This is a genomic window from Bradyrhizobium sp. P2_E8 (genome assembly GCF_056403875.1).
In genome coordinates this window covers 1-20,097 of record NZ_JBFUES010000004.1, presented here as the reverse complement: position 1 = coordinate 20,097, position 20,097 = coordinate 1, and the positions used below count along the sequence as shown (strand labels likewise).

The following is a 20,097-nucleotide window of genomic DNA, read 5'->3' as shown; positions in this document are numbered from 1 at the left end:
ATGACCATGTTGAGCCGACGCCACGCTTTCTCCGTCCTCTCCGCCATCGCACTGGCGACCGGCTCGCTTGTCACGGCCGCGCCCGCGGCCGAGTTGCAGAAGGCGAGCCTGCGCCTGAAATGGCTGCCGCAGGCGCAATTCGCCGGCTTCTATGTCGCGGCTGCCAAGGGCTACTACAAGGCCGAGGGCATCGACCTCACCATCAATCCCGGCGGGCCCAACCTGCTCACCGAAAACCTGGTCGCGACCGGCGCCGACACGTTCGGTCTGTCCGGCGGCACCGACAGCGTGTTCGCGGCGCGCGACAAGGGACTTCCGATCGTCTGCATCGGCGTGTCGCACCAGATCACCCCGTTCATCTTCGTCACCCGCAAGGACGGGCCGGTGAAGACGATCCAGGATTTTAAAGGCAAGACGGTCACCACCTGGTTCACAGGTGCCAATCACGTGCTGAACGGCATGCTGGCCAAGGAAGGCATCAAGCCGGATGAACTGAAGATCCAGCCGCAGCAGGTTTCCGTGACGCCCTTCGTCGACGGCAGCGTCGATGTGGTCACGGCGACCTATTACAACGAGTTCTACACCATCCAGTCGCGCATGCCGAAGGACAGTTTGAAGACCTTCGTCGCCGAGGATTACGGCATCACCTTCCCGCGCGACACGCTGATCGTGGCCGAGGCGACCGCCAAGGAGAAACCAGAGCTGGTCAAGGCATTCCTGCGCGCGTCGCTGAAGGGCTGGAAGGATGCCTTCGCAGATCCCAAGGGCGCCGTCGACACCGTGATGGCCACAGCCCCCACGCTCGACCGCGCGCAGCAGGAATTCATGCTCACCGAAGTGAAACGCCTGATGACATCCGGCGCGGCGGCGAAGAACGGCATGTTCTGGATCGATGCCGACGCGGTCAAGACCGCCCACGACTTCTTCCTGAAGTACGGCGTGATCTCCAAGCCGCTGGATCTTGCCGCCGCGTATGATGCAAGCTTCATCCAGGGCGTTCCGCAGGCGGACCGGCTGCCGTGAGCAGCCCCGTGGCGACATCGCTTGGTGAGGCCGGCGCGGCTGCGCGGTCGATGGCGATGCCGGCTCCGCTGCGCAAGCTGATCCGGCTCCTGCTCGGTCTCGTTGTCGCGGCGGTGATCTGGGAGGGCGCGGTGCAGTTGTTCGGCATCCGGCCTTATTACCTGCCGCGCCTCAGCACCATCCTGATGGCGATAGCGGCGACGCCTCGCGCCTATGTCGACGGTTTCCTGCGCACGCTCGCCGAGACCCTGATCGGCTTTGCGTCCGGCGGCGCCTTCGGCGTGCTCATGGGCGTCGTGTTCTTCCGCGTCCGCGCGCTGCGCGAGATGGTGTTTCCGATCTTCGTGGTGTCGCAGACCATTCCGGTCATCGCCTTCGGGGCGCTCGTGGTGCTGTGGTTCGGCAATACGCTGCTCGCCAAGGCGATCATTGCGTTCTATCTGACTTTCTTTCCGGTGACGGTGAACACGCTGCTGGGCCTCGAAACCGTCGATCCCAAGCAGGTCGCCTTGATGCGCAGCTTCGGCGCCTCCAACCGCCAGCTCCTGCTCCGCTTGCAGCTTCCAACCGCATTGCCACAGATCTTCGTCGCGCTGCGGCTCGCCGCATCGCTGAGCTTGGTCGGGGCCATCGTCGGCGAATGGTTCGGCGACACCACCGGGCTCGGCGTACTGCTGCTCCAGGCCATGTTCACCGAGAACGTCGTCGCGATCTGGGCCGCCCTGCTCGCCGCCGCGCTACTCGGCACCGGCTTCTATGCGGTCGTCGCCGCGGTCGAGCGACGGCTGGTGTTCTGGAACGCCGAGCAATGAGCCGCGCGTTTGCCTCACCTTCGCTCGCCGTCCAGCGCGGCATCCTGGGCGCCGTCCTCCTGGTAGCATGCTGGGAAGGCGCGGCGCGCGGACTGCATCTGCCGGCCTATGTTCTGCCCGCCGTCAGCGACATCCTCGCCGGCCTCTGGTCCAAGCGCGCGACGCTCATTGACGCTGCCGGCTACACCCTGCTCGAAGCGCTGGTGGGCTATGGCCTCGGCTRCCTGATYGGTATCGGCCTCGCCCTCGCGATCGCATTGGTTCCGGCGCTTCGCAGCGCGATCCTGCCGCTCGCAACCGCGATCAATTCGGTGCCCGTGGTCGGCTATTCGCCGCTGATCCTGCTCTGGTTCGGCATCGGCGTCAGCTCGAAGATCGTGATGGTGGCGATGGCGGTGAGCTTCACCATCCTGCTCTCGATGCTGGCCGGGCTCGACCGTGTCGACCGCCGCGCCGTCGATCTCATGAAGAGTTTTGGCGCAAGCCGCTTCGGTGTGCTGTGGCGCCTGCGCCTGCCGACCGCCCTGCCGCTGCTGCTCGCCGGCATGCGCGTCTCGACCGTGCGCAGCGTGATCGTGGCGATCGTCACCGAGATGCTCGGCGCGCATGGCGGGCTTGGCTGGGTGATCTACCAGGCCGTGCTCCAGATCGACTTCGTCCAGGTCTGGGCGGCGATCTTCGTCGCATCCGCGGCGAGCCTCGCCTTCTTCGGCCTGATCGGTTTCCTCGAACGCAAGATCCTGTTCTGGACATGACGCCATGAAACGACAGATGCATCTCGGCCTGTTCATCCTGGGTACCGGCAGCCACGTCGCCGGCTGGCGCTATCCCGGCGCAGTCGACAGCTTCCAGGACTTTGCGGCAATCCAGGAGATCGGCCGCACCGCCGAGCGCGGCAAGTTCGACCTGATCTTCATGGGCGACAATCTCTATGCCGATGCCGCCGCCCATCCCTCCTACACGCTGCGGCTCGAGCCGCTGACGATGCTCGCCGCGCTCGCAACGTCGACCAGCCATATCGGGCTCGGCGCGACGGTCTCGACCACCTACAGCGATCCGTTCTCGGTCGCGCGCGTGTTCGCCTCGCTCGACCACATCTCCGGGGGACGCGCGGCGTGGAATGCGGTGACGACGGCCAATCCGGCCACGGCCGCGAATTTCGGCACCACCCATCCCGACCACGCGCGACGCTACGAGATGGCCGGCGAATTCCTCGATGTCGTCAAAGGCCTGTGGGACGGCTGGGCTGACGATGCCATCGTCGCCGACCGCGCCAGCGGCCTCTACATCGACCCGGCAAAACTCCGCCCGATCGACCATGACGGCGCGTTCTTCAAGGTGAAGGGCCCGCTCAACATCGGCCGCAGCCCGCAAGGCCGCCCCGTCGTGCTGCAGGCCGGCGGCTCCGAGGCCGGCCAGGCTCTCGCCGCTCGCACCGCCGACATCGTCTTCTCGGTGGTGCAGGACATCGAGGAGGCCAAGGCCGGCTACACGTCATTGAAGACGCGACTGCCGGCGTTCGGCCGCAGGGCGGACGATGTCACGGTGCTGCCGGGCGTGATGCCCGTCGTCGGCCGCACCGACAAGGAGGCGTTCGAGAAGCTCAACGTGCTCCAGAGCTTTGTCAGCGGCAGCAATGCGCTCGCGATCCTGTCCGACCGCTTCGGCCGGGACATGTCGGCCTACGATCTCGACGGCCCGATCCCGGACATCGCGCCGTCCGACAGCTATCACAGTTTCGCCAGCGTCATGCTCGCCAAGGGCCGCCGCGAGAACATGACGCTGCGCGATCTCTACAACCTCACCGCCGCCGCTCGCGGCCATTGGGTGCTGTGCGGCTCGGCCGAGCGCATCGCCGACACGCTCCAGCTCTGGTTCGAGGAGAACGCCGCCGACGGCTTCAACGTCATGCCGCCCTATTTCCACGAAGGGTTCGCGGATTTCGTCGAGCTCGTCGTACCCATCCTGCAGGAGCGTGGGCTGTTCCGCGCGGACTATGAGGGGACGACGTTGCGGGATCACCTCGGCCTTGCGCGGCCGGCCAATCCGTTCTTCCAGGCCTAAAGCGCGCCGGCGATCCGAAGTGCCTGTTCCAGCGCCCGCAATTCGTTCGCCATTGCCGGCGGCTGCGGCGGTCGCGCCGCGTCGCATGAGAGACGCCCAAGCAATTTCAGGCAGGCCTTGAGCCGCACCGTCGCGCGTCCTCCCGGTGCATCGCGATAGATCGCGACCGCGAGCGGATACAGCTTCTCGTGCGCGGACCGCGCCCGCTCCCAGTCTCCAGATTCTGCCGCGCTCCAAAGGCTGACGACAAGCTCCGGCACGACGCAGGCGAGGCTGACCTGGCTGCCGGCCGAGCCGACGAGGTAGCTTGTCAGCAGATGTTCGTCACCGGAGCCGAGCACAACGAACTCCGGACGCAGCTTCTGAATCAACCTCAGATTCTGCTCGTAAGTCGCGACCTCCCAGCTGCCTTCCTTGATCGCGACGAAGCGGCGATCGGCGATGAGCTGCTCCAGCAGCGGCGGCGCATAGGCCATGGCTCCCGCACCAACTGGTGCAGCGTAGAGCATCAACGGTGCGGTCGTCGCTTCGCGGATATGGCGGTGATGCGCGATGACGCAGTCATCGGCGTGACCGAGCGCCCAGCTGTTGGGAGGGAACACCAGAAGTCCGTCCGCGCCCGCCCGCTCCAGCGTAGCCGCCTCTCGCGCGGCCTCCAGGCTTGATTCGTGATTGACGCCAGAGACGATCAGGCAGTCTTTCGGTGCGTACTCGCGCGCCAGCTCCACCACGCGCTGTTTTTCGGCGAGCGACAGCACAAAATTCTCACCGGCGTGGCCGTTGACCAACAGCCCATTGATGCCCGGCGTGGACGCAACCGCGGCGAGATGCGCCGCCAGCTGCGCCTCATCTATCCCATAATCGGGTGTCATCGGCACGATCGTGGCGGCATGGATGCCGCGCAGGCGATCGCTGAATGTCCGCATCCCGCTCGACATCGGCTAGTGGATGATCTGGTCGAGGAACGTCCGCGCCCGCTCGGACTTCGGATGCTGGAAGAACTCCTCCGGCGCAGCCTGCTCCACGACCTTGCCCTCGTTCATGAACACGATGCGGTCGGCGACCTCGCGGGCGAAGCCCATCTCGTGGGTCACGCACAGCATGGTCATGCCCTCCTCCGCGAGCTTCTTCATCGTTTCCAGCACCTCCTTGACCATCTCGGGGTCGAGCGCGGAGGTCGGCTCGTCGAACAGCATGATCTTCGGCCGCATGCACAGCGCGCGTGCGATGGCGACGCGCTGTTGCTGGCCGCCCGAGAGCTGGCCGGGAAATTTCTCGGCCTGGTCCGGAATCCGGACCTTGGTGAGGAAATGCATGGCGAGGTCCTTTGCCTCCGCCTCCGACATGCCATTCACGGTCATCGGAGCCAGGATGCAGTTCTCCAGCACCGTCATGTGCGGGAACAGGTTGAAGCTCTGGAACACCATGCCGGTGTCGCGCCTGACCGCATCGATGTTCTTGCGCTGATGATCGAGCTCGACGCCGTTGACGTAGATCAGGCCCTCGTCGTGCTTCTCGATGTGGTTGATGCAGCGGATGAGCGTCGACTTGCCCGAGCCGGAGGGACCGCAGACCACGATCTTCTCGCCCTTGGCGACCTTGAGATCGACCTGGTCCAGCGCGGTGAAGTCGCCATAGTGCTTGTAGACGGCCTCCATGCGAACCGCAGGCACATCGCGCAATTGCGATTGCGCCGTTGCGCCTTCGACACCGCTAGCCGTATTCATCGATATCTCGCTCATGCCCGGGCCTCCACGCTTGTCTGCGCAACCGGTGCCGTCGCCGCGACCCGCCTGGACTTCGCGGCACTCGACCGGCCGAGCGAGGTCGCCTTCAGGAGCGAGTTGATGGAGTTGCCGAGCGGCGGGATCATCAGCCGGAACGCCTGCGGCAGGGTCACACGGCGGAACGTCACCCAGGGCGACAGGCTGAGCGCCCAGGCGGCTTCGCGCTGCCCTGCCGAAACCGCCATGAAGCCGCTGCGCACGATCTCGGCGAGGTAGGCCGCCTCGTTGAGGATCAGGCCGACCAGCGCGCAGGTGATGACGGAGAACTTGATCCCGAGCTGCGGCAAGCCACTGTAGATCACCACGAGCTGGATCAGCAGCGGCGTGCCGCGGAAGAACCAGATGTAGAAGCGCGAGAAGCCTGACAGCACCGGGTTGGACGACATGCGCATCAACGCGATGCCCATGCCGAGGATCAATCCGCCGATGACCGCCGCCACCGTCAAGCCGATGGTGACGAGCACCCCCTTCATCAGGAAGTAGTTGAAGAAGTAGTTGACGGCGGCCGTCGGACTGAAATGGCTCATCGGCTCGTCTCCGTAGGTATCAGGCCGGACCCGGGCCGGCGATCGCAAGCGGCTGATCGGCCGGCATGCTGGTCAGTCCGAACTTGTCGAACAGCGCCTGGTAACTGCCGTCGGCACGCATGGCGTTCAGCGCCTTGACGACGGCGTCGACCACCGTCTTGTTGCGGAAACCGAGCGTGGTGCGCGCCGTACCGAGGCCGCTCAGCACTTCCTTGACGCGGCCGCGGCCGGTGAGATCCCGCGCCACGCTATCGACGAGCAGCGCGTTGTCCACCTGGCCGGCCAGCAGCGCACTGACGACGTTGGTGGCGGTGGGGAACGTCCGCATCTCGACGGCTGCGCCGCCCTTCGCCACGCTCGCATCGCTGAGCTTCTTCAGCCAGTTCATCTGGTAGGTGCTGACCTCGACGGCCGATGTTTTTCCGATCAGATCATTTTCGGTAGCAATTTTTGTGCCGCTGTCGGGCGCAACCACGACCGAAATCGCCTGAATGGCGTACGGCACCATGTACATCAGCTTCGAACGTTCCTCGGTCCAGAACATGCCGGTGTCGATGCCGTCGATGCGGCCTGCGTTCATGGCCGGGATCATCGCCGGAAAATCCATCCGGACGAGTTCGACCGGAAGACACAACCGCTTGCCGAGCTCGGCGGCGAGTTCCACGTTGAGGCCCTGCAACTGGCCGTCCTTGTCGACGAATTGCTGCGGCGGGTTGGTCGGATTGATCGAGAGCTGCAACTTCCCGGGCGCAATCAGATTGTCGTCGGTAATCCCGGGCGTACAGGCCGCATGCGCAGCCGTGGATGCGAGAGCGAGTGCGGCCGCCGCACTCAGGCGAAGCAGTGTCGAGAGCATGTGATACCTCCAGTAAGACGCCAATGACCGATGCAGTCCCTCGCCCGGGTTTCCCCCTCAATGTTTCTTGGATGCGGCCGGCCGGATCGCACGACACGACAGGCAGCATCGTCTTCGCTCCCTCAAGCCGATCCCGACATCGGCTTGAGCTGGATTCGCATGAAGTTCTTCACCAGGGGTTCGAACGGACCGAACCCCTTCACCTTCAGGAATTCCGGCGTCTCGAACGCCCATCGTCCCGCGACTTCGTAAATGGCCGCGTATTTTGGTCCCTCGCCGATCGAGACGAAGCGCTTTGCGGACAGCCAGCCGGGACAGGCGAGCAGATCGGGAAAATGCCTCTGCTCGTACCAGGCATTGAACGCGGCCTCGTGCTCGGGATCGATGTCGACCCGCACGATGTGGATGAAGGCCTCGTCGGGCATCCGTGCCTCCGTCACGCCAGGCGGATGTTGCCGGCCGCGCGCGCCGCGCCGACGGTCGTTGCAATGACGTCGCACAGCGCAGGAACGACCGGCAGCAACGGCGGTCGCGGATCCGCATTTTGGATCAGGCCGAGCGCCTTGAGCCCGACTTTCATGCGCGTGTGCATGTCCATGATCGGCGCCGGCCCGTAGATCGCCCGCACGATCGGATAGAGCCGCTCGTTGACGGCGCGCAGCGCCGTGAGATCATCAGCGAGCGCCGCCTGCCAGAGCGCGACGAACAGATCCGGCGCGAGGCTGACGAGACCCGAGAGAATGCCGTCGCCGCCGATGGCAAGCTGCGGCAGGAACCAGTTGAAATTCGACGGCAGGATCGCGACGGTGGGATCGGCCTGCTTCACCGCCCGGCGGTTCTCGTCATAGGCGAAGATGGTGTCGCTGCCTTCCTTGATGGCGACGACACCGTCGAGCGCTGCGATCTTCGCCAGCGTCTCCGGCGAGTAGCCAAATCCGGACGCCAGTGGATATTGGAAGATCGACACTGGAATGCCGATGGCGGAACTGACCGACTGCACGAAGGCCACCGGTGCACGCGAGGTCGCCGATGCGCCGCCACCAAGCGGTGCCGGCGGGAACAACACGGCGCAATCGGCGCCGGCAGCTTCCGCGAGCTGCGCCTGATGGATCGCCTCCGCGGTGGAATGCGCGATGATGCCGGCCAGCAGCGGCTTGCCGCCGATTTGCCTGCGCGTCCGCTCGATCACCGCCTGTCGCTCGTCGTCCGAGAGCGACCCGCCCTCGCCGGCATGTCCGTTGACGAACACGGCCGCGATGCCGTCCGGACAGGCACAATAGTCCAGCACGCGGGCGTAGCCGTCCCAGTCGATCGAGCTGTCGTCCTTGAAGGGCAGCACGGTCGCGACCGTGACGCCGCGCAAGTCAGGTTTCTTCATCGGCTTGCTCATGACGGTTTCCGCCGCGGGAATTTCAGGCTCGCTCGCGCCTTCAGCACCTCGAGGCCGCCCTCGTTGCGGGCGCTTGCTTCCCAGATGATCGTGCGGGTCTCGTCGTGCTGCTCGGCGATCCAGACGTCGAAGGTGAGCGTGTCGCCGTAGAACACCGGGCCGGTGAACCAGAACCGGTCCTCGACAGAGACGCCGATCGTGCCAACCAGTTCGCTGGTGAGGATGCTGGTGCAGAGCCCCGCGACCATGATCCCCGGTGCCAGCCTTCGGCCGAAGCGCGTTGCGCCCGCATAGACCTCGTCGACATGGACGGGGCCAAAATCGCCGGTCGCGGCAATATAGAGCGCACCGTCCGCCTCGGTGATGGTCTTGCTGAGGCTGACCCTGTCGTTCACCTTCAGATCGTCGAAGGATTTCGGCTCGTACATGGCTCAGCCCTTCGCGAACGGAACCAGCGTCGCAGTACCGTCCACCACGGTCGCCCCCGAGGGCGACAGCGTGCAGGTGACGCGGCAGACCGCGTCATCACCGGCAACCGAGACGATCTCGGCCTTGGCCTCGACGGACTCGCCGACGATCACGGGCGCGGCGAAATTCAGCGCGATGCTGCCGATCCGCCGCGTCGGTCCGCCGAGCTGGCTGAGGCAGGTCGTGGCAAGGCCGCCGACCGCGAGCTCGAAGGCGACCATGTTGGAGGCGCCGGCCTTCCTGGCGCGGACGGCATCGACATAGAGACCACCGAGATTGCCACTGATGCCGGTGAACATCGCCTGCTCCGCCACCGTCATGGTCTTGCGGAAGGCGAAGACGGCGCCGGGCTTGAGAGGTGCGTGAGACATCGGTCGTTTCCCTAGAGCTGCAAGCCGTTCTTGATGGTGCTGCGCGCGACCAGCATGCGGTGGATTTCGGAGGTACCGTCGTAGATGCGGGTGACGCGCGCATCGCGATACATGCGCTCCAGCGGCAGGTCCTTGCTGAAGCCCATGCCGCCGAACACCTGGATGGCGCGGTCGACGACGCGGCCCTGCATCTCGGACGCCGCGACCTTGATCATCGAGACCTTGTCGCGCGCATCCCGGCCCTGATCGATGTCCCAGGCGGCGTTCATCACCATCATCTTGACGCCGAAGATCTCGGTGGCGGAATCGGCGATGAGTTTCTGCACCATCTGGAAGTCACCGATGAGCTGGCCGAACTGACGCCGCTCGCCGGCATGCTTGCGCATCATCTCGAGCGCACGCTGCGCCATGCCCACCGCCCGGGCGCCAATATGAGCGAGACGAATCTGGAGCACGCTCTGCATGATCAGCTTGAATCCGCCGCCGACCTCGCCGAGCACGGCCGCTTTCGGAATCCGGCAGTCCTCGAAGGTCAGCTCGGCATGGCCATAGCCGCGGTGGCCCATCATCGGCTGCGTGCGCGCGACCTTGAAGCCAGCTGTGCCACGATCGACCAGAAACAGCGTGATGCCGCCCCGGGCGCGCTTCTCCTTGTCGGTCAGCGCCATCAGGATCACGTAATCGGCGATATCGCCGTCGCTGATGAAATGCTTGGTCCCGTTGAGCACCCACTGGTCGCCATCGAGATGAGCGGTCGTGCTGATCGAGGCCGCATCCGAGCCGGCGCCCGGCTCGGTGATCGCCATGGCGCAGATCTTGTCGCCCTTCACCGTCGGCAAGAGATAACGCTCGACCTGGTCGCCCTTGCAGGCCATCAGCATCGGATAGACCTGGCCGAACACGCGGCGGATCAATGCATCGGAGGTCTTGCCGAACTCTTCCTCGACGAGACAATGCTCGACGCAGGACAGCCCGCCGCCACCGATGTCGGCCGGCATGTTCATCGCATACAGGCCGAGCTTCTGTGCCTTGGCCTTGGTGACCGCCAGCACATCGGCCGGCACCGTAGCCGTCCGCTCCACCTCGTCCTCGAGCGGTTGCACCTCCGTCTCCACGAAGCGGCGGACGGTATCGACCAGGAGGCGCGTATCCTCGGGGATTGAAAAATCGATCATCGCGCCACTCCCACCGCCTTGCCGGCGATCATCGCGTCAATGTCGGCAGCGCCGTAGCCGATCTCGCCGAGCACCTCGCGCGTCTGCGCACCCAACCGCTGCGGAACCAGCCGCACCTCCGGTGTCCGGCCGTCATAGCGCGCGGGATGCGCGACCATCCGGATTTGCGCGCCCCCTGCACTCTCGGCGCTCTTGAACACGCCGAGATGTCTAAGCTGGGGATCGGCCTCGAGGTCGCGATAGTCCTGCACCGGCGCGTGCCAGATCCGCGCCGCTTCAAGCAAGGGCAGCCAATCGGCAGTCGACTTCTGTTTCAGGCGCGCCGCGACGATCCGCGTGATCTCCTCGCGCTTCGAGAAACTGTCGGCCTCGCCGAACCGCTGCAACTCTTCGCAGTCGAGCCCTGCCGCGAGCGCCTTGGGCGCTGCCATGGAGATCGCGAGATGGCCATCGGCCGTCGCGTGAATGCCGTAAGGTCCGGGGCTGAACCAGGCGGCGATTCCGGCCGGACCGCGCGGCGTCGGCGACGGCGCGCCATTGAGCCAGGCGGTCAGCGGCTCGACCTGGAGATCGAGGGCGGCCTGATAGAGGTTGACCTCGACGAGCTGCCCCTTCCCCGTCCTGGTCCGGGCAAACAACGCGGCGAGAATGCTCATGGCATAGAGCGAGGCCGCATGCTGATCGACGATCACCGCGCCGACAGCAGTCGGCTCGCCATCGGCGCGCCCGGTCCGCATCGCCAGGCCCGACATGGCCTGGAGCAGCAGGTCCTGGCCGGGACGATCCTTGTAGGGCCCTTCCGAACCAAAGCCGGTTGCAACCGCATAGATCAGGCCTGGATTGATCGATTTCAGCGTCTCGTAGCCGAGGCCGAGCTTGGCCATGGTCCCCGGCCGGAAATTCTCCATCACGACATCGGAGGTCGCCACCAGCTTCTTCACGGCCGCGATGCCGTCGGGATGCTTGAGATCGACCGCGATACTGCGCTTGTTGCGCCCGGTAGCCAGATGATTGACGCTGTCGCCCGCGACGAAATGATTGGCCACCGCCCAGTTGCGCTGAAACGCGCCTTCTATCGGCTCGACCGCAATGACGTCGGCGCCGAGATCGGCGAGCGTCTGTGCGGCCAGCGGGCCTGCGAGATAGTGGTTGAAGCTGAGGATCTTGACGCCGTCGAGCAGGTTCATCCGGTCACACCCGTTTAAGCAGCCGCAATGGACGCGCCGCGCCACGCGAGATCGAACGCCTTGACCAATGCACGCGCAACCGCGTCCTGCGCGGCCGGCAATGGCAGGCGCGGCGGGCGCGGGTCGCCGACCGCAAGCCCCATATGGCCGAGCAGCGCCTTGCTGCCGGCGACATAGGCCTGGCCGCCGACGAATTCGATCACCGGCAGATATTTCAGATAGAGYTGGCGCGCCTCCTTGATGGCACCCTCGTCTGCGACGAGGCTGAAGATGCGCGCCATCTCGGACGGCACGACATTGGAGGCGACGGCGACCCAGCCTTGCGCGCCCTCGACGAAGGATTCGAAGCCGAGGATGCCGCCGAACACGGTCATCCTGTCGCCGCAGAGCCGGATGATGTCGCGCACCCGCGTCACCTCCAGCGTCGACTCCTTGATATAGAGACAATTGTCGATCTCGGCGATGCGCGCCACGAGAGGCGGCTTGAGATCGACGTTGGCGGTCGCCGGATTGTTGTAGACCATGATCGGCAGCGCGATCGCGTCGGCCACCGTCTTGTAGTGATGGACGAGTTCGTCGTCGGTCGGCGTCGAATAGAACGGCGGAATGATCATGACGCCGTCGGCGCCCAGCTTTTCGGCACGGCGGCTGAGGCGAACCACCTCGCGGGTATCCTCCGCTCCGGTGCCGATCAGCACGGGCACGCGCCCCGCGGCCTGGCCGATGACGACCTCCGCCACCAGTGCCTTCTCGTCATCGTCGAGGGACAGGAATTCGCCGGTCGAACCGAGCGGGATCAGCCCATGAATGCCTTCCGCGATCTGCCAGTCGACAAAGGCGCGCAACGCCGCGACATCGACGTCGCCGCCTTGCGTGAACGGGGTGATCATGACGGTGTAGGTGCCGCGAAACGTCTTCATCAGGGAGCTGCCGGGCGATCAAGTTGATTGAGAGGACAACGATCAACTGCGGAATATCCGCAGTATTTTTGCAATCGATTGCGTAACTGGCTCTGCATTGAGCAACACCATCCATTTTTTGGGCTTGATCCATGTGGAAATAGCCCATAGCGTTCTTGCAATCGATTGCAGTCTATCGGCAGGTTTGATGACCGTCACGCTCAAAGATGTGGCACAGGCGGCCCGCGTTTCGGTCAGTACCGCCTCGCGCGCACTGACTGGAACCGGCTTGACCAGCGAGCGCACGCAGCAGCGCCTGACACGTATCGCGCGCGAGCTCGGCTATCGGCCGAACCCCATCGCGCGCGGACTGAAGACCGGACAATCGCGGCTCGTAGCGCTGCTCGTGCACAACCTCACCAACGCCTCGTTCCAGGTGATGGCCGAAGTGGTGCAGGCGCGCCTGAAGGCGCTGAGTTATCAGATGCTTCTGTGTATCGGCGGCGACGATCCGCAGCAGGAGAGCGACACCCTCACCACGCTGGTCGACCATCGCATCGACGGGCTGATCGTCGTCCCCACCGGCAAGAACGGCCCGCAGCTCAAGGCGCTGGCGAAGGATGTTCCGATCGTCTGCCTGGTGCGGCGCGATGACGCAACCGATCTCGAGACCGTGCTCGCCGACGATCCGCAGGGCGCCTATCTCGGCACGCGCCACCTGATCGAGCTCGGCCACAAGCGCATCGGACTGATCGTCGGCCGCCAGGACACGACGTCCGGCCGTGAGCGGCTGTCCGGCTATGTCCGCGCTCTGCGCGAAGCCGGCATCACCAGGGACGACACTTTGATTCATGCCGGCCATTTCGTTCCCGAGACCGGTGCGACGGGCTGCCGCGAGCTGCTGGACCTTTCGCGCCCGCCGAGCGCGATCTTCGTCGCCAACCACGAGGCAACGCTCGGCGCGCTGCGCGTGACGGCGGAGCGGAACATCGCGATCCCCGACGACCTCTCGCTGCTCTGCTACGAGGACATGCCGTGGTTCGAATGGCATCGCCCCGCCATCAGCATCGTCGACAACGGCGCGCGCGATCTCGCCAATCTCGCCGTCGACCGCTTGCTGCATCGCATGGAGGCGAAGGGCAACGGCAATGACGGCGTTCGCGAATATCGCGTCGGCGCCCGGCTGATCAAGCGCGACTCCTGCCGACAGCTCGACGCCCCGGTCTCCACCAGGTCCACGAAGCCCAAATCCGCGTCCAAATCGTCTGCGGCCAAATCGTCTGCGTCCAAGCCCGCGAAGGTCTGATCGATGCCCTATGTCGAAGTGCTAGCCCCGCAAGCCCCAATCCAGCGCAAGGCTGCGCTGGCGAGGTCCGTGACCGACGGCCTGATGTCGTCGTTCGGCGTGACCGCAGATACGGTCACGCTCTATTTCCTGACCATTGCGCCCGACGACTACGCCCATGCCGGCACGATGGGAGCTGGGGACGCCGGACAGCGCATCCTGCTCAAGGTGCACGCGTTTCGCCGCAGCGAGGCCGAGCGCCGCGCCGCCGCCATCGCGCTGACCCGCAGCGTATGCAGCGCCTATGGCGTGCCCGGCGACGACGTCGCGGTCTATTTCCTCGATCGCGACCGCAGCGAGGTCTCACACGATTCCAAGCTCGCCAGCGACTGACGGGAGCCGCACGCCATGGACCGCTTCTACTCCCAAGACCAGAAAGCCCTGCGCGAGACAGCGCGCCGCTTCGCGGAGGCAGAGATCCTCCCGCGCGCCGCCACGATCGACCGCGAGGACCGTTTCGACCGCGCGCTCTACAAGGGCATGGCCGATCTCGGCCTGTTCGGCATCTGCCTGCGCGAGGGCGCTGGAGGCGCAGGTCTCGATGCGGTCGCGGCCTGCATCGCGATGGAGGAGCTGGCGCGATGCTCCGGCGCAGTCGCCAATGCCTTCGCGATCCCTGTCGAGGCGGTACTGTTCTTCGACCATCACGGCACCGATGCGCACAAGGCGCTGATCCCCAAAATTCTCAGCGGCGACATTATTCCCGCGACCGCCGTCTCGGAGCCCGACCACGGCTCCGACGTCGCCGGCATCCGCACCAACGCGGTGCGCGAYGGCAACGGCTGGCGGCTCAACGGCACCAAGGCCTGGGTCACGCTCGGCGGCGTCGCCGATCGCATCATGGTGTTCGCGCGYACCGGCGCGGATGCGGGCCATCGCGCCATCTCCTGCCTGCTGGTCGACGGCGCCCTGCCCGGTATCGCCCGCGGCAAGAACGAAGAGCTTCTCGGCATGCACGGCCTTGAAGACTGCCAGATCACCTTCTCCGACGTGCAGCTGCCGGCGGACAGCGTGATGGGACCGGAGAACCAGGCCTTCAAGATGGCCATGAGCAATTTCAATTTCAGCCGGCTGATGATGGCCTCGATGGCGCTCGGCATGGCGCAGGCCGCCTTCGAGGACGCCACCGCCTATGCCCGCGACCGCAAGCAGTTCGGCCAGGCCATCATCGGCTTCCAGGCGGTTCAGTTCATGCTCGCGGACATGTCGACCGACATCGCCGCCGCACGGCTTCTGATCCATCACGCCGCGCGCCTGCACGATGCTGGCGAGCCGATCGCCAAGGAGGCGGCGCAGGCAAAACTGTTCACGACCGACATGGCGATGAAGCACGTCTCCAACGCGCTCCAGATCCACGGCGGCAACGGCTATTCGCGCGAGTACCGCATCGAGCGGCTGTTCCGCGACGTGCGCCTCGCCCAGATCTACGAGGGCACCAACCAGATCCAGCGGCTGATCATCGCCCGCCAGGTCGAGAAGGAGGCCGCGTGATGCGGGGCGTGCGGTCATGCTGAGCATCATCACCGCGGCAGAGGCCGCAGGCCTGATCCGCGATGCCGACACGCTGATTGTCGGCGGCAATGGCGGCACGGGCGCTGCCGAAGCCATCCTCGATGCGCTGGAGCAACGCKTCCTCGGTAGCCAGGGCCCGCACAATCTGACGCTGATCAACATCACCGGTGTCGGCGCCGTGACCGAGAAGGGCCTCTGCCATCTCGCCCATGAAGGCCTGATCGCGCGCGTGATCGGCGGCAATTTCGGCTTGCAAGTGCCGTTCATGCGCCTCGTCCGCGACGAGCTGATCGACGCCTACAATTTTCCGCAAGGCGTGATGAGCCAGCTCTGCCGCGCCATGGCGGCGAAACATCCCGGCGTGCTCACCCATGTCGGGCTCAACACCTACATGGATCCCCGCCAGGACGGCGGCCGCATGAACAAGCGCACCACCGCGCCGCTGGTCGATTTGCTCGAGCTGCACGGCCAGTCCTGGCTGCTGTACCGCGTCCCCGCTCCGCCCGATGTCGCTATCATCCGCGGCACCTCAGCCGACGAGGACGGCTATATCAGCATGGAGCACGAGGGCACGACGCGCGAGGATCTCTCGATCGCGCAGGCCGTGCACAATGCCGGCGGCACCGTGATCTGCCAGGTCAAGCGGATCGTGAAGCGCGGCTCGATCCATCCGCAGATGGTAAAGATTCCGGGCTTCCTGATCGACCACGTCGTGCTCGAGCCCGATCAGATGCAGACCTACGGCACGGCCTATGATCCGGCGCGCTGCGGCGAAACGCGTGTGCCGGTGGCGATGATCACACCCGATCCGCTGACCGAGCGGCGGGTGATCGCCCGCCGCGCCGCCTTCGAGCTGCGCCCGCGCGACGTCGTCAATCTCGGCGTCGGCATCTCCGCGATGATCCCCAATGTCGCTGCCGAGGAAGGCATTTCGGACCTGATCACGCTGACGGTGGAATCCGGCGTGGTCGGCGGCGTGCCCGGCCATGCGCGCGAATTCGGCACGGCCATCAATCCGCGCGTCATCCTCGACCAGGCCTATCAGTTCGACTTCTACGACGGCGGTGGCCTCTCCTGCGCCTTCCTCTCCTTCGCGGAGGTGGACGAGGCCGGCAACGTCAACGTCACCCGCTTCGGCGATCGCCGTGACGGCTCCGGCGGCTTCATCGACATCACGCAGAACGCCAAGCGATTGATCTTCAGCGGCACCATGACTGGCGGCAAGTTCGACATCGGTGTCGAGAACGGGCGCCTCGCGATCCGGCGCGACGGCGCCTTCCGCAAGTTCGTACCGCAGGTTGGCCAGATCAGCTTCAGTGCCTCGCTCGCCGCGCAGCGCGGCCAGCACGTCAGCTATGTCACCGAGCGCGCCGTGTTCGAATTGGAGAACGGTAGCGTGACCTTGACCGAGATCGCGCCGGGCGCGCGCCTGGAGGAGGACATCCTCGCCCATATGGGCTTTCGGCCGCGCATCAGCCCGCAACTGAAGGACATGGATCCGCGCATCTTCCGCTCCGGGCCCATGGGCATCGCGCAGAGCTTCAAGGCTCTGCCGGCGCGGCCGCGCAAGGTCGCCTGAGGGATTCGGCATGGAGATCAGCGCCCCGATCAATCTTCGTTACGAGGACATCGCGCTCGGCGCGGAGTTCGAGACCGCCATGCACACCGTGACGGAGGCCGATATCGCAGTCTTCGCCGATGTCACGCACGACCATCATCCGCTCCACATCGATGCCGGCTATGCGAAGTCGCGCGGCTTTCCCGCGGTGATCGGCCACGGGCTGTTCGGCCTGTCGCTGATGGAAGGACTGAAGTCGGAGCTGAAGCTGTACGAGGAGACCTCGGTCGCCTCGCTCGGCTGGGACGAGGTGCGGTTCAAGGCGCCGATCGTCGCCGGCGATGTCTTGCGCGTCCGCTTCCGCTTCGTCGAGAAGCGGCCGACCAGGAATCCCGCGCGCGGCATCGTCATCGAGACGCTCGACCTTCTCAACCAGCGCGACGAGGTGGTGACGGCGGCCCGCCACACCTCGCTGATCCTGACCAGGCAGGCCGATCGCGACGCGACGGCGGCCATTTGACGAGACAATGAAAAAGACGTCGGACCGGAGAACGGCTCCTCTGCCACCCACGATTTGATCGGAGTATTCAGATGCGATTTCCCAAGACCTTCTCCGCCTTCGCCCTGCTGATCGGCCTGTCCCAGGCAGTCGGCGCGCAGACCTGTACGCCGAAGGTGCCGGCATCGAGCCTGATCGAGGCACCGAAATGGCAGATGTCGATCAACCCGACGCTGCCGCCGCAGCAATTCGTCGACGACAAGGGCGAGTTGCAGGGCCTCAACGTCGAGCTCGCCCGCGAGATCGCCAAGCGCATCTGCGTCGAGGCGGTGTTCCTGCGCATGGACTTCCCGCCGATGATCCCGGCGCTGCGCTCGGGTCGCTTCGACGCCATCAACACCGGCCTGTTCTGGACCGAGGAGCGCTCGAAGATGCTCTACCTCGTGCCGTACGCGCAGCAGGCGATCAGCATCTACACCGATCCCTCCTCAAGCCTGAAGCTAGAGAAATTCGAGGATCTCGCCGGCCGCGTGGTGGGCGTGGAATCGGCGACCTACACCGAGCGCAAGGCACGTGAGTTCAGCACCGCGATGGAGGCCAAGGGCCTCAAGCCGGTCGAGCTGCGCACCTTCACCACCGTCACCGCCACGTCGGCGGCGCTGCGTGCCGGCCAGCTTGAGGCCGCGCTCAACATCAACGAGACCGCCAACTCGCTCGAACAGAAGGGCATCGCAAAGATCTGGGTCCGCGACATCGCCGGCACCGACATCACCTTCGCCTTCCGCGACAAGCTGCTGGCCCAGGCCGTTGCCGATGCACTCACCGCGATCCGCGCCGACGGCACCTATGACAGGCTGTTCGACAAGTTCGGCATGACCAAGCTGAAGGCCACGACATTCGTGATCCGCGGCGACGGACCGACGAACTGACGGTAGAGACCGCCTACCCGATGTGATCCCCACATCGAGTGGGGATCACACCAGGCTCGACTTGCCGCGGCTGAGCACCTCGCCCGCGCCCTTGTCGCCGACGATCTTGCCGTGCTCGTACACCACGCGGCCGCGGGCAACCGTCGTGACGGGCCAGCCGGTGACGTCAAAGCCCTCCCACGGCGTGTAGTCCGCGCCGTGGTGCAGATCGGCCTGCTGGATCGGCTTCTTCAATTTGGGGTCCCACAGCACGATGTCGGCATCGAAGCCGACACCGATCGAGCCCTTGCGCGGATAGAGGCCGTAGATGCGCGCATGGTTGGTCGCGGTCAGCTCGACGAATTTCTGCAAGCTGATCCGTCCCTTCGACACGCCCTCTGAGAACAGGATCGGCAGCCGCGTCTCGACACCGGGGATGCCGTTCGGTACCCAGCGGAACGAGGTGCGTGAATTCGGCGTCAGCTTGCCCCTGGGATCGTCGTAGCGGAACGGGCAGTGGTCGGACGAGAAGGTCTGGAACACGCCTGACGTGATGCCCTCCCAGATCGCTTGCTGGCTTTCGGCATCGCGCGGCGGCGGCGAGCAGACATATTTCGCGCCTGTGATATCCATGTTCAGGCCCTTCATGTCGTCGGCCGTCAGCGTGATGTATTGCGGACAGGTCTCGGCATGCACCGGCAGGCCGCGCTGCTGCGCCCAGCGCACCTGCTCCATCGCCTCGCGCCCCGAGACGTGCACGATCATGATGGGAACGCCGATCACCTCGGCATGGCTGATGGCGCGATGCGTCGCCTCGCGCTCGACCGCCTGCGGCCGCGAGACGCCGTGATAATAGGGCGCGATATGGCCCTCGCGTTCCAGCTTGGAGGTGAGGAAACGGATGGCGTCGTAGCCCTCGCAATGCACCATCACCAGCGCCTCCTCGCGGCGCGCGACGTCGAAGACCTCGAGCAGCTGCTTGTCGCTGAGCACGAGGTCGTCATAGGTCATGAACACCTTGAACGAGGTGTAGCCGTCCTTGACGAGGGCCGGCAGTTCCTGACCGAGCACGACCGCGGTCGGATCGGAGATGATGAGATGGAAGGCGGTGTCGATGTAGCACTCGCCTTCGGCGAGCTTGCGGTAGTTCTCGACGCAGGTCCGCAGCGAGGTGCCCTTCTCCTGAAGCGCAAAGGGCAGCACCATGGTGTTGCCGCCGGCCGCCGCCGCGCGCGTCGCCGAGGCGAAGTCGTCGGCCATCACCACGTCGGGGCCGGAAGCTTGCGAGATGTGGACGTGGCTATCGATCCCGCCCGGCAGTGCCAGCAGGCCCGTCGCGTCGATCTCGCGCGCCGCGCCCTCGAGATGATCGGCAATGCTGACGATGCGGCCGTCGCGGATGCCGATATCGGCGCGAAATTCGTCGCTGGCCGTCACGATGGTGCCGCCGCGAATGGCGAGATCGAGCTGGGTCACTTGCGTCTCCGTCACTTGATGGCTGGCCTTGTCTGGAATATCCGGCCCCATTCCGCAAGTGCCGCTATGTCCCCCCCGGCGAGGCTCAGGGTTCGCCAAAGCGTGACCGCAACCGAATCCAGCACCGCAATATCCAGTTCCCGCTCGAGCAAGGCCGCAAGCGCCGCGCCGTCGAGATTGGTGCAGAGGATGACGACGGCGTCGGCGCCCTCAGCCGCGACCGCGCGGATCATGCCGGCA

General features: G+C 65.4%; 23 protein-coding genes and 1 pseudogene. 10 read left to right on the top strand and 14 right to left on the bottom strand.

Annotated elements, in window-relative coordinates; genetic code table 11:
• Positions 1-6: 6 nt before the first annotated feature.
• Genes AC1D00_RS00625 through AC1D00_RS00610 form a run of 4 tightly spaced genes read left to right on the top strand, consistent with a single transcriptional unit; the run spans position 7 to position 3,899 of the window.
• Positions 7-1,023, top strand: coding sequence for an ABC transporter substrate-binding protein (locus AC1D00_RS00625; RefSeq protein ID WP_404554591.1), 1,017 nt, complete (start codon positions 7-9; stop codon positions 1,021-1,023).
• A complete protein-coding gene (locus AC1D00_RS00620; protein WP_477009315.1) occupies positions 1,020-1,835 on the top strand; it encodes an ABC transporter permease in 816 nt (271 codons plus the stop codon). The genes AC1D00_RS00625 and AC1D00_RS00620 overlap by 4 nt, the downstream gene beginning before the upstream one ends.
• Positions 1,832-2,590 carry an ABC transporter permease gene (locus AC1D00_RS00615; RefSeq protein WP_477009314.1) on the top strand — a complete coding sequence of 253 codons (759 nt, stop codon included), beginning with the start codon at positions 1,832-1,834 and terminating at the stop codon, positions 2,588-2,590. Before AC1D00_RS00620 ends, AC1D00_RS00615 begins: the two co-directional genes overlap by 4 nt.
• A gap of 4 nt (positions 2,591-2,594) precedes the next feature.
• Positions 2,595-3,899, top strand: coding sequence for an LLM class flavin-dependent oxidoreductase (locus AC1D00_RS00610; protein ID WP_477009313.1), 1,305 nt, complete (start codon positions 2,595-2,597; stop codon positions 3,897-3,899).
• Here the strand turns inward: AC1D00_RS00610 and AC1D00_RS00605 are convergent.
• The 12 genes from AC1D00_RS00605 to AC1D00_RS00550 form a co-directional block, all read right to left on the bottom strand.
• Positions 3,896-4,825, bottom strand: a complete 930-nt coding sequence (locus AC1D00_RS00605) for a dihydrodipicolinate synthase family protein (RefSeq protein ID WP_477009312.1) — start codon at positions 4,823-4,825, stop codon at positions 3,896-3,898. The two genes, AC1D00_RS00610 and AC1D00_RS00605, sit on opposite strands and share 4 nt — an antisense overlap.
• Before the next feature lie 15 nt (positions 4,826-4,840).
• Positions 4,841-5,641, bottom strand: coding sequence for an amino acid ABC transporter ATP-binding protein (locus AC1D00_RS00600; protein ID WP_135172727.1), 801 nt, complete (start codon positions 5,639-5,641; stop codon positions 4,841-4,843).
• Entirely contained in the window at positions 5,638-6,213 is a 576-nt protein-coding gene (locus tag AC1D00_RS00595; RefSeq protein WP_477009311.1) for an amino acid ABC transporter permease, read from the bottom strand. Before AC1D00_RS00595 ends, AC1D00_RS00600 begins: the two co-directional genes overlap by 4 nt.
• 19 nt (positions 6,214-6,232) lie before the next feature.
• Positions 6,233-7,069 (bottom strand): ABC transporter substrate-binding protein, encoded by an 837-nt coding sequence (locus AC1D00_RS00590; protein ID WP_135172725.1) that lies wholly within the window; start codon positions 7,067-7,069, stop codon positions 6,233-6,235.
• A 122-nt stretch (positions 7,070-7,191) separates the two neighbouring features.
• Positions 7,192-7,494 carry a hypothetical protein gene (locus tag AC1D00_RS00585; protein WP_477009310.1) on the bottom strand — a complete coding sequence of 101 codons (303 nt, stop codon included), beginning with the start codon at positions 7,492-7,494 and terminating at the stop codon, positions 7,192-7,194.
• A gap of 11 nt (positions 7,495-7,505) precedes the next feature.
• Complete coding sequence (locus tag AC1D00_RS00580) at positions 7,506-8,459, bottom strand: dihydrodipicolinate synthase family protein (protein ID WP_477009309.1); 954 nt, start codon at positions 8,457-8,459, stop codon at positions 7,506-7,508.
• A complete protein-coding gene (locus AC1D00_RS00575) occupies positions 8,456-8,887 on the bottom strand; it encodes a MaoC family dehydratase (RefSeq protein ID WP_011086090.1) in 432 nt (143 codons plus the stop codon). Before AC1D00_RS00575 ends, AC1D00_RS00580 begins: the two co-directional genes overlap by 4 nt.
• A 3-nt stretch (positions 8,888-8,890) precedes the next feature.
• Positions 8,891-9,298, bottom strand: a complete 408-nt coding sequence (locus AC1D00_RS00570; RefSeq protein WP_028172095.1) for a MaoC/PaaZ C-terminal domain-containing protein — start codon at positions 9,296-9,298, stop codon at positions 8,891-8,893.
• Between the two features lie 11 nt (positions 9,299-9,309).
• Entirely contained in the window at positions 9,310-10,473 is a 1,164-nt protein-coding gene (locus AC1D00_RS00565; protein ID WP_135172722.1) for an acyl-CoA dehydrogenase family protein, read from the bottom strand.
• The gene (locus tag AC1D00_RS00560; protein WP_477009308.1) at positions 10,470-11,660 is read right to left on the bottom strand and encodes a CaiB/BaiF CoA transferase family protein; all 1,191 of its coding nucleotides are present in this window, start codon (positions 11,658-11,660) and stop codon (positions 10,470-10,472) included. Before AC1D00_RS00560 ends, AC1D00_RS00565 begins: the two co-directional genes overlap by 4 nt.
• 14 nt (positions 11,661-11,674) lie before the next feature.
• Positions 11,675-12,583, bottom strand: coding sequence for a 4-hydroxy-tetrahydrodipicolinate synthase (gene dapA, locus AC1D00_RS00555; protein WP_477009330.1), 909 nt, complete (start codon positions 12,581-12,583; stop codon positions 11,675-11,677).
• Between the two features lie 39 nt (positions 12,584-12,622).
• Complete coding sequence (locus AC1D00_RS00550; protein WP_167770401.1) at positions 12,623-12,865, bottom strand: hypothetical protein; 243 nt, start codon at positions 12,863-12,865, stop codon at positions 12,623-12,625.
• Here AC1D00_RS00550 and AC1D00_RS00545 point away from each other — a divergent pair.
• The 6 genes from AC1D00_RS00545 to AC1D00_RS00520 all read left to right on the top strand — a co-directional run bounded on the left by AC1D00_RS00545 (position 12,768) and on the right by AC1D00_RS00520 (position 18,402).
• Positions 12,768-13,865, top strand: a complete 1,098-nt coding sequence (locus tag AC1D00_RS00545) for a LacI family DNA-binding transcriptional regulator (protein WP_477009307.1) — start codon at positions 12,768-12,770, stop codon at positions 13,863-13,865. The two genes, AC1D00_RS00550 and AC1D00_RS00545, sit on opposite strands and share 98 nt — an antisense overlap.
• A gap of 3 nt (positions 13,866-13,868) precedes the next feature.
• On the top strand, positions 13,869-14,237 hold the full coding sequence (locus AC1D00_RS00540) for a tautomerase family protein (RefSeq protein ID WP_404554575.1): 369 nt from the start codon (positions 13,869-13,871) through the stop codon (positions 14,235-14,237).
• Between the two features lie 15 nt (positions 14,238-14,252).
• Positions 14,253-15,395, top strand: coding sequence for an acyl-CoA dehydrogenase family protein (locus tag AC1D00_RS00535; RefSeq protein WP_477009306.1), 1,143 nt, complete (start codon positions 14,253-14,255; stop codon positions 15,393-15,395).
• Positions 15,396-15,411: 16 nt separating this feature from the next.
• A complete protein-coding gene (locus AC1D00_RS00530) occupies positions 15,412-16,995 on the top strand; it encodes an acyl CoA:acetate/3-ketoacid CoA transferase (protein WP_477009305.1) in 1,584 nt (527 codons plus the stop codon).
• Positions 16,996-17,005: 10 nt separating this feature from the next.
• Positions 17,006-17,494 carry a MaoC family dehydratase gene (locus AC1D00_RS00525; RefSeq protein WP_477009304.1) on the top strand — a complete coding sequence of 163 codons (489 nt, stop codon included), beginning with the start codon at positions 17,006-17,008 and terminating at the stop codon, positions 17,492-17,494.
• A 71-nt stretch (positions 17,495-17,565) separates the two neighbouring features.
• Positions 17,566-18,402 (top strand): ABC transporter substrate-binding protein, encoded by an 837-nt coding sequence (locus AC1D00_RS00520; RefSeq protein WP_477009303.1) that lies wholly within the window; start codon positions 17,566-17,568, stop codon positions 18,400-18,402.
• A 45-nt stretch (positions 18,403-18,447) separates the two neighbouring features.
• Here AC1D00_RS00520 and hydA read toward each other — a convergent pair whose 3' ends face one another.
• The gene (hydA, locus tag AC1D00_RS00515; protein ID WP_477009302.1) at positions 18,448-19,908 is read right to left on the bottom strand and encodes a dihydropyrimidinase; all 1,461 of its coding nucleotides are present in this window, start codon (positions 19,906-19,908) and stop codon (positions 18,448-18,450) included.
• Positions 19,869-20,097 (bottom strand): annotated as a pseudogene (locus tag AC1D00_RS00510) (maleate cis-trans isomerase family protein); the annotation flags it as partial. The pseudogene AC1D00_RS00510 and the gene hydA, both read right to left, overlap by 40 nt.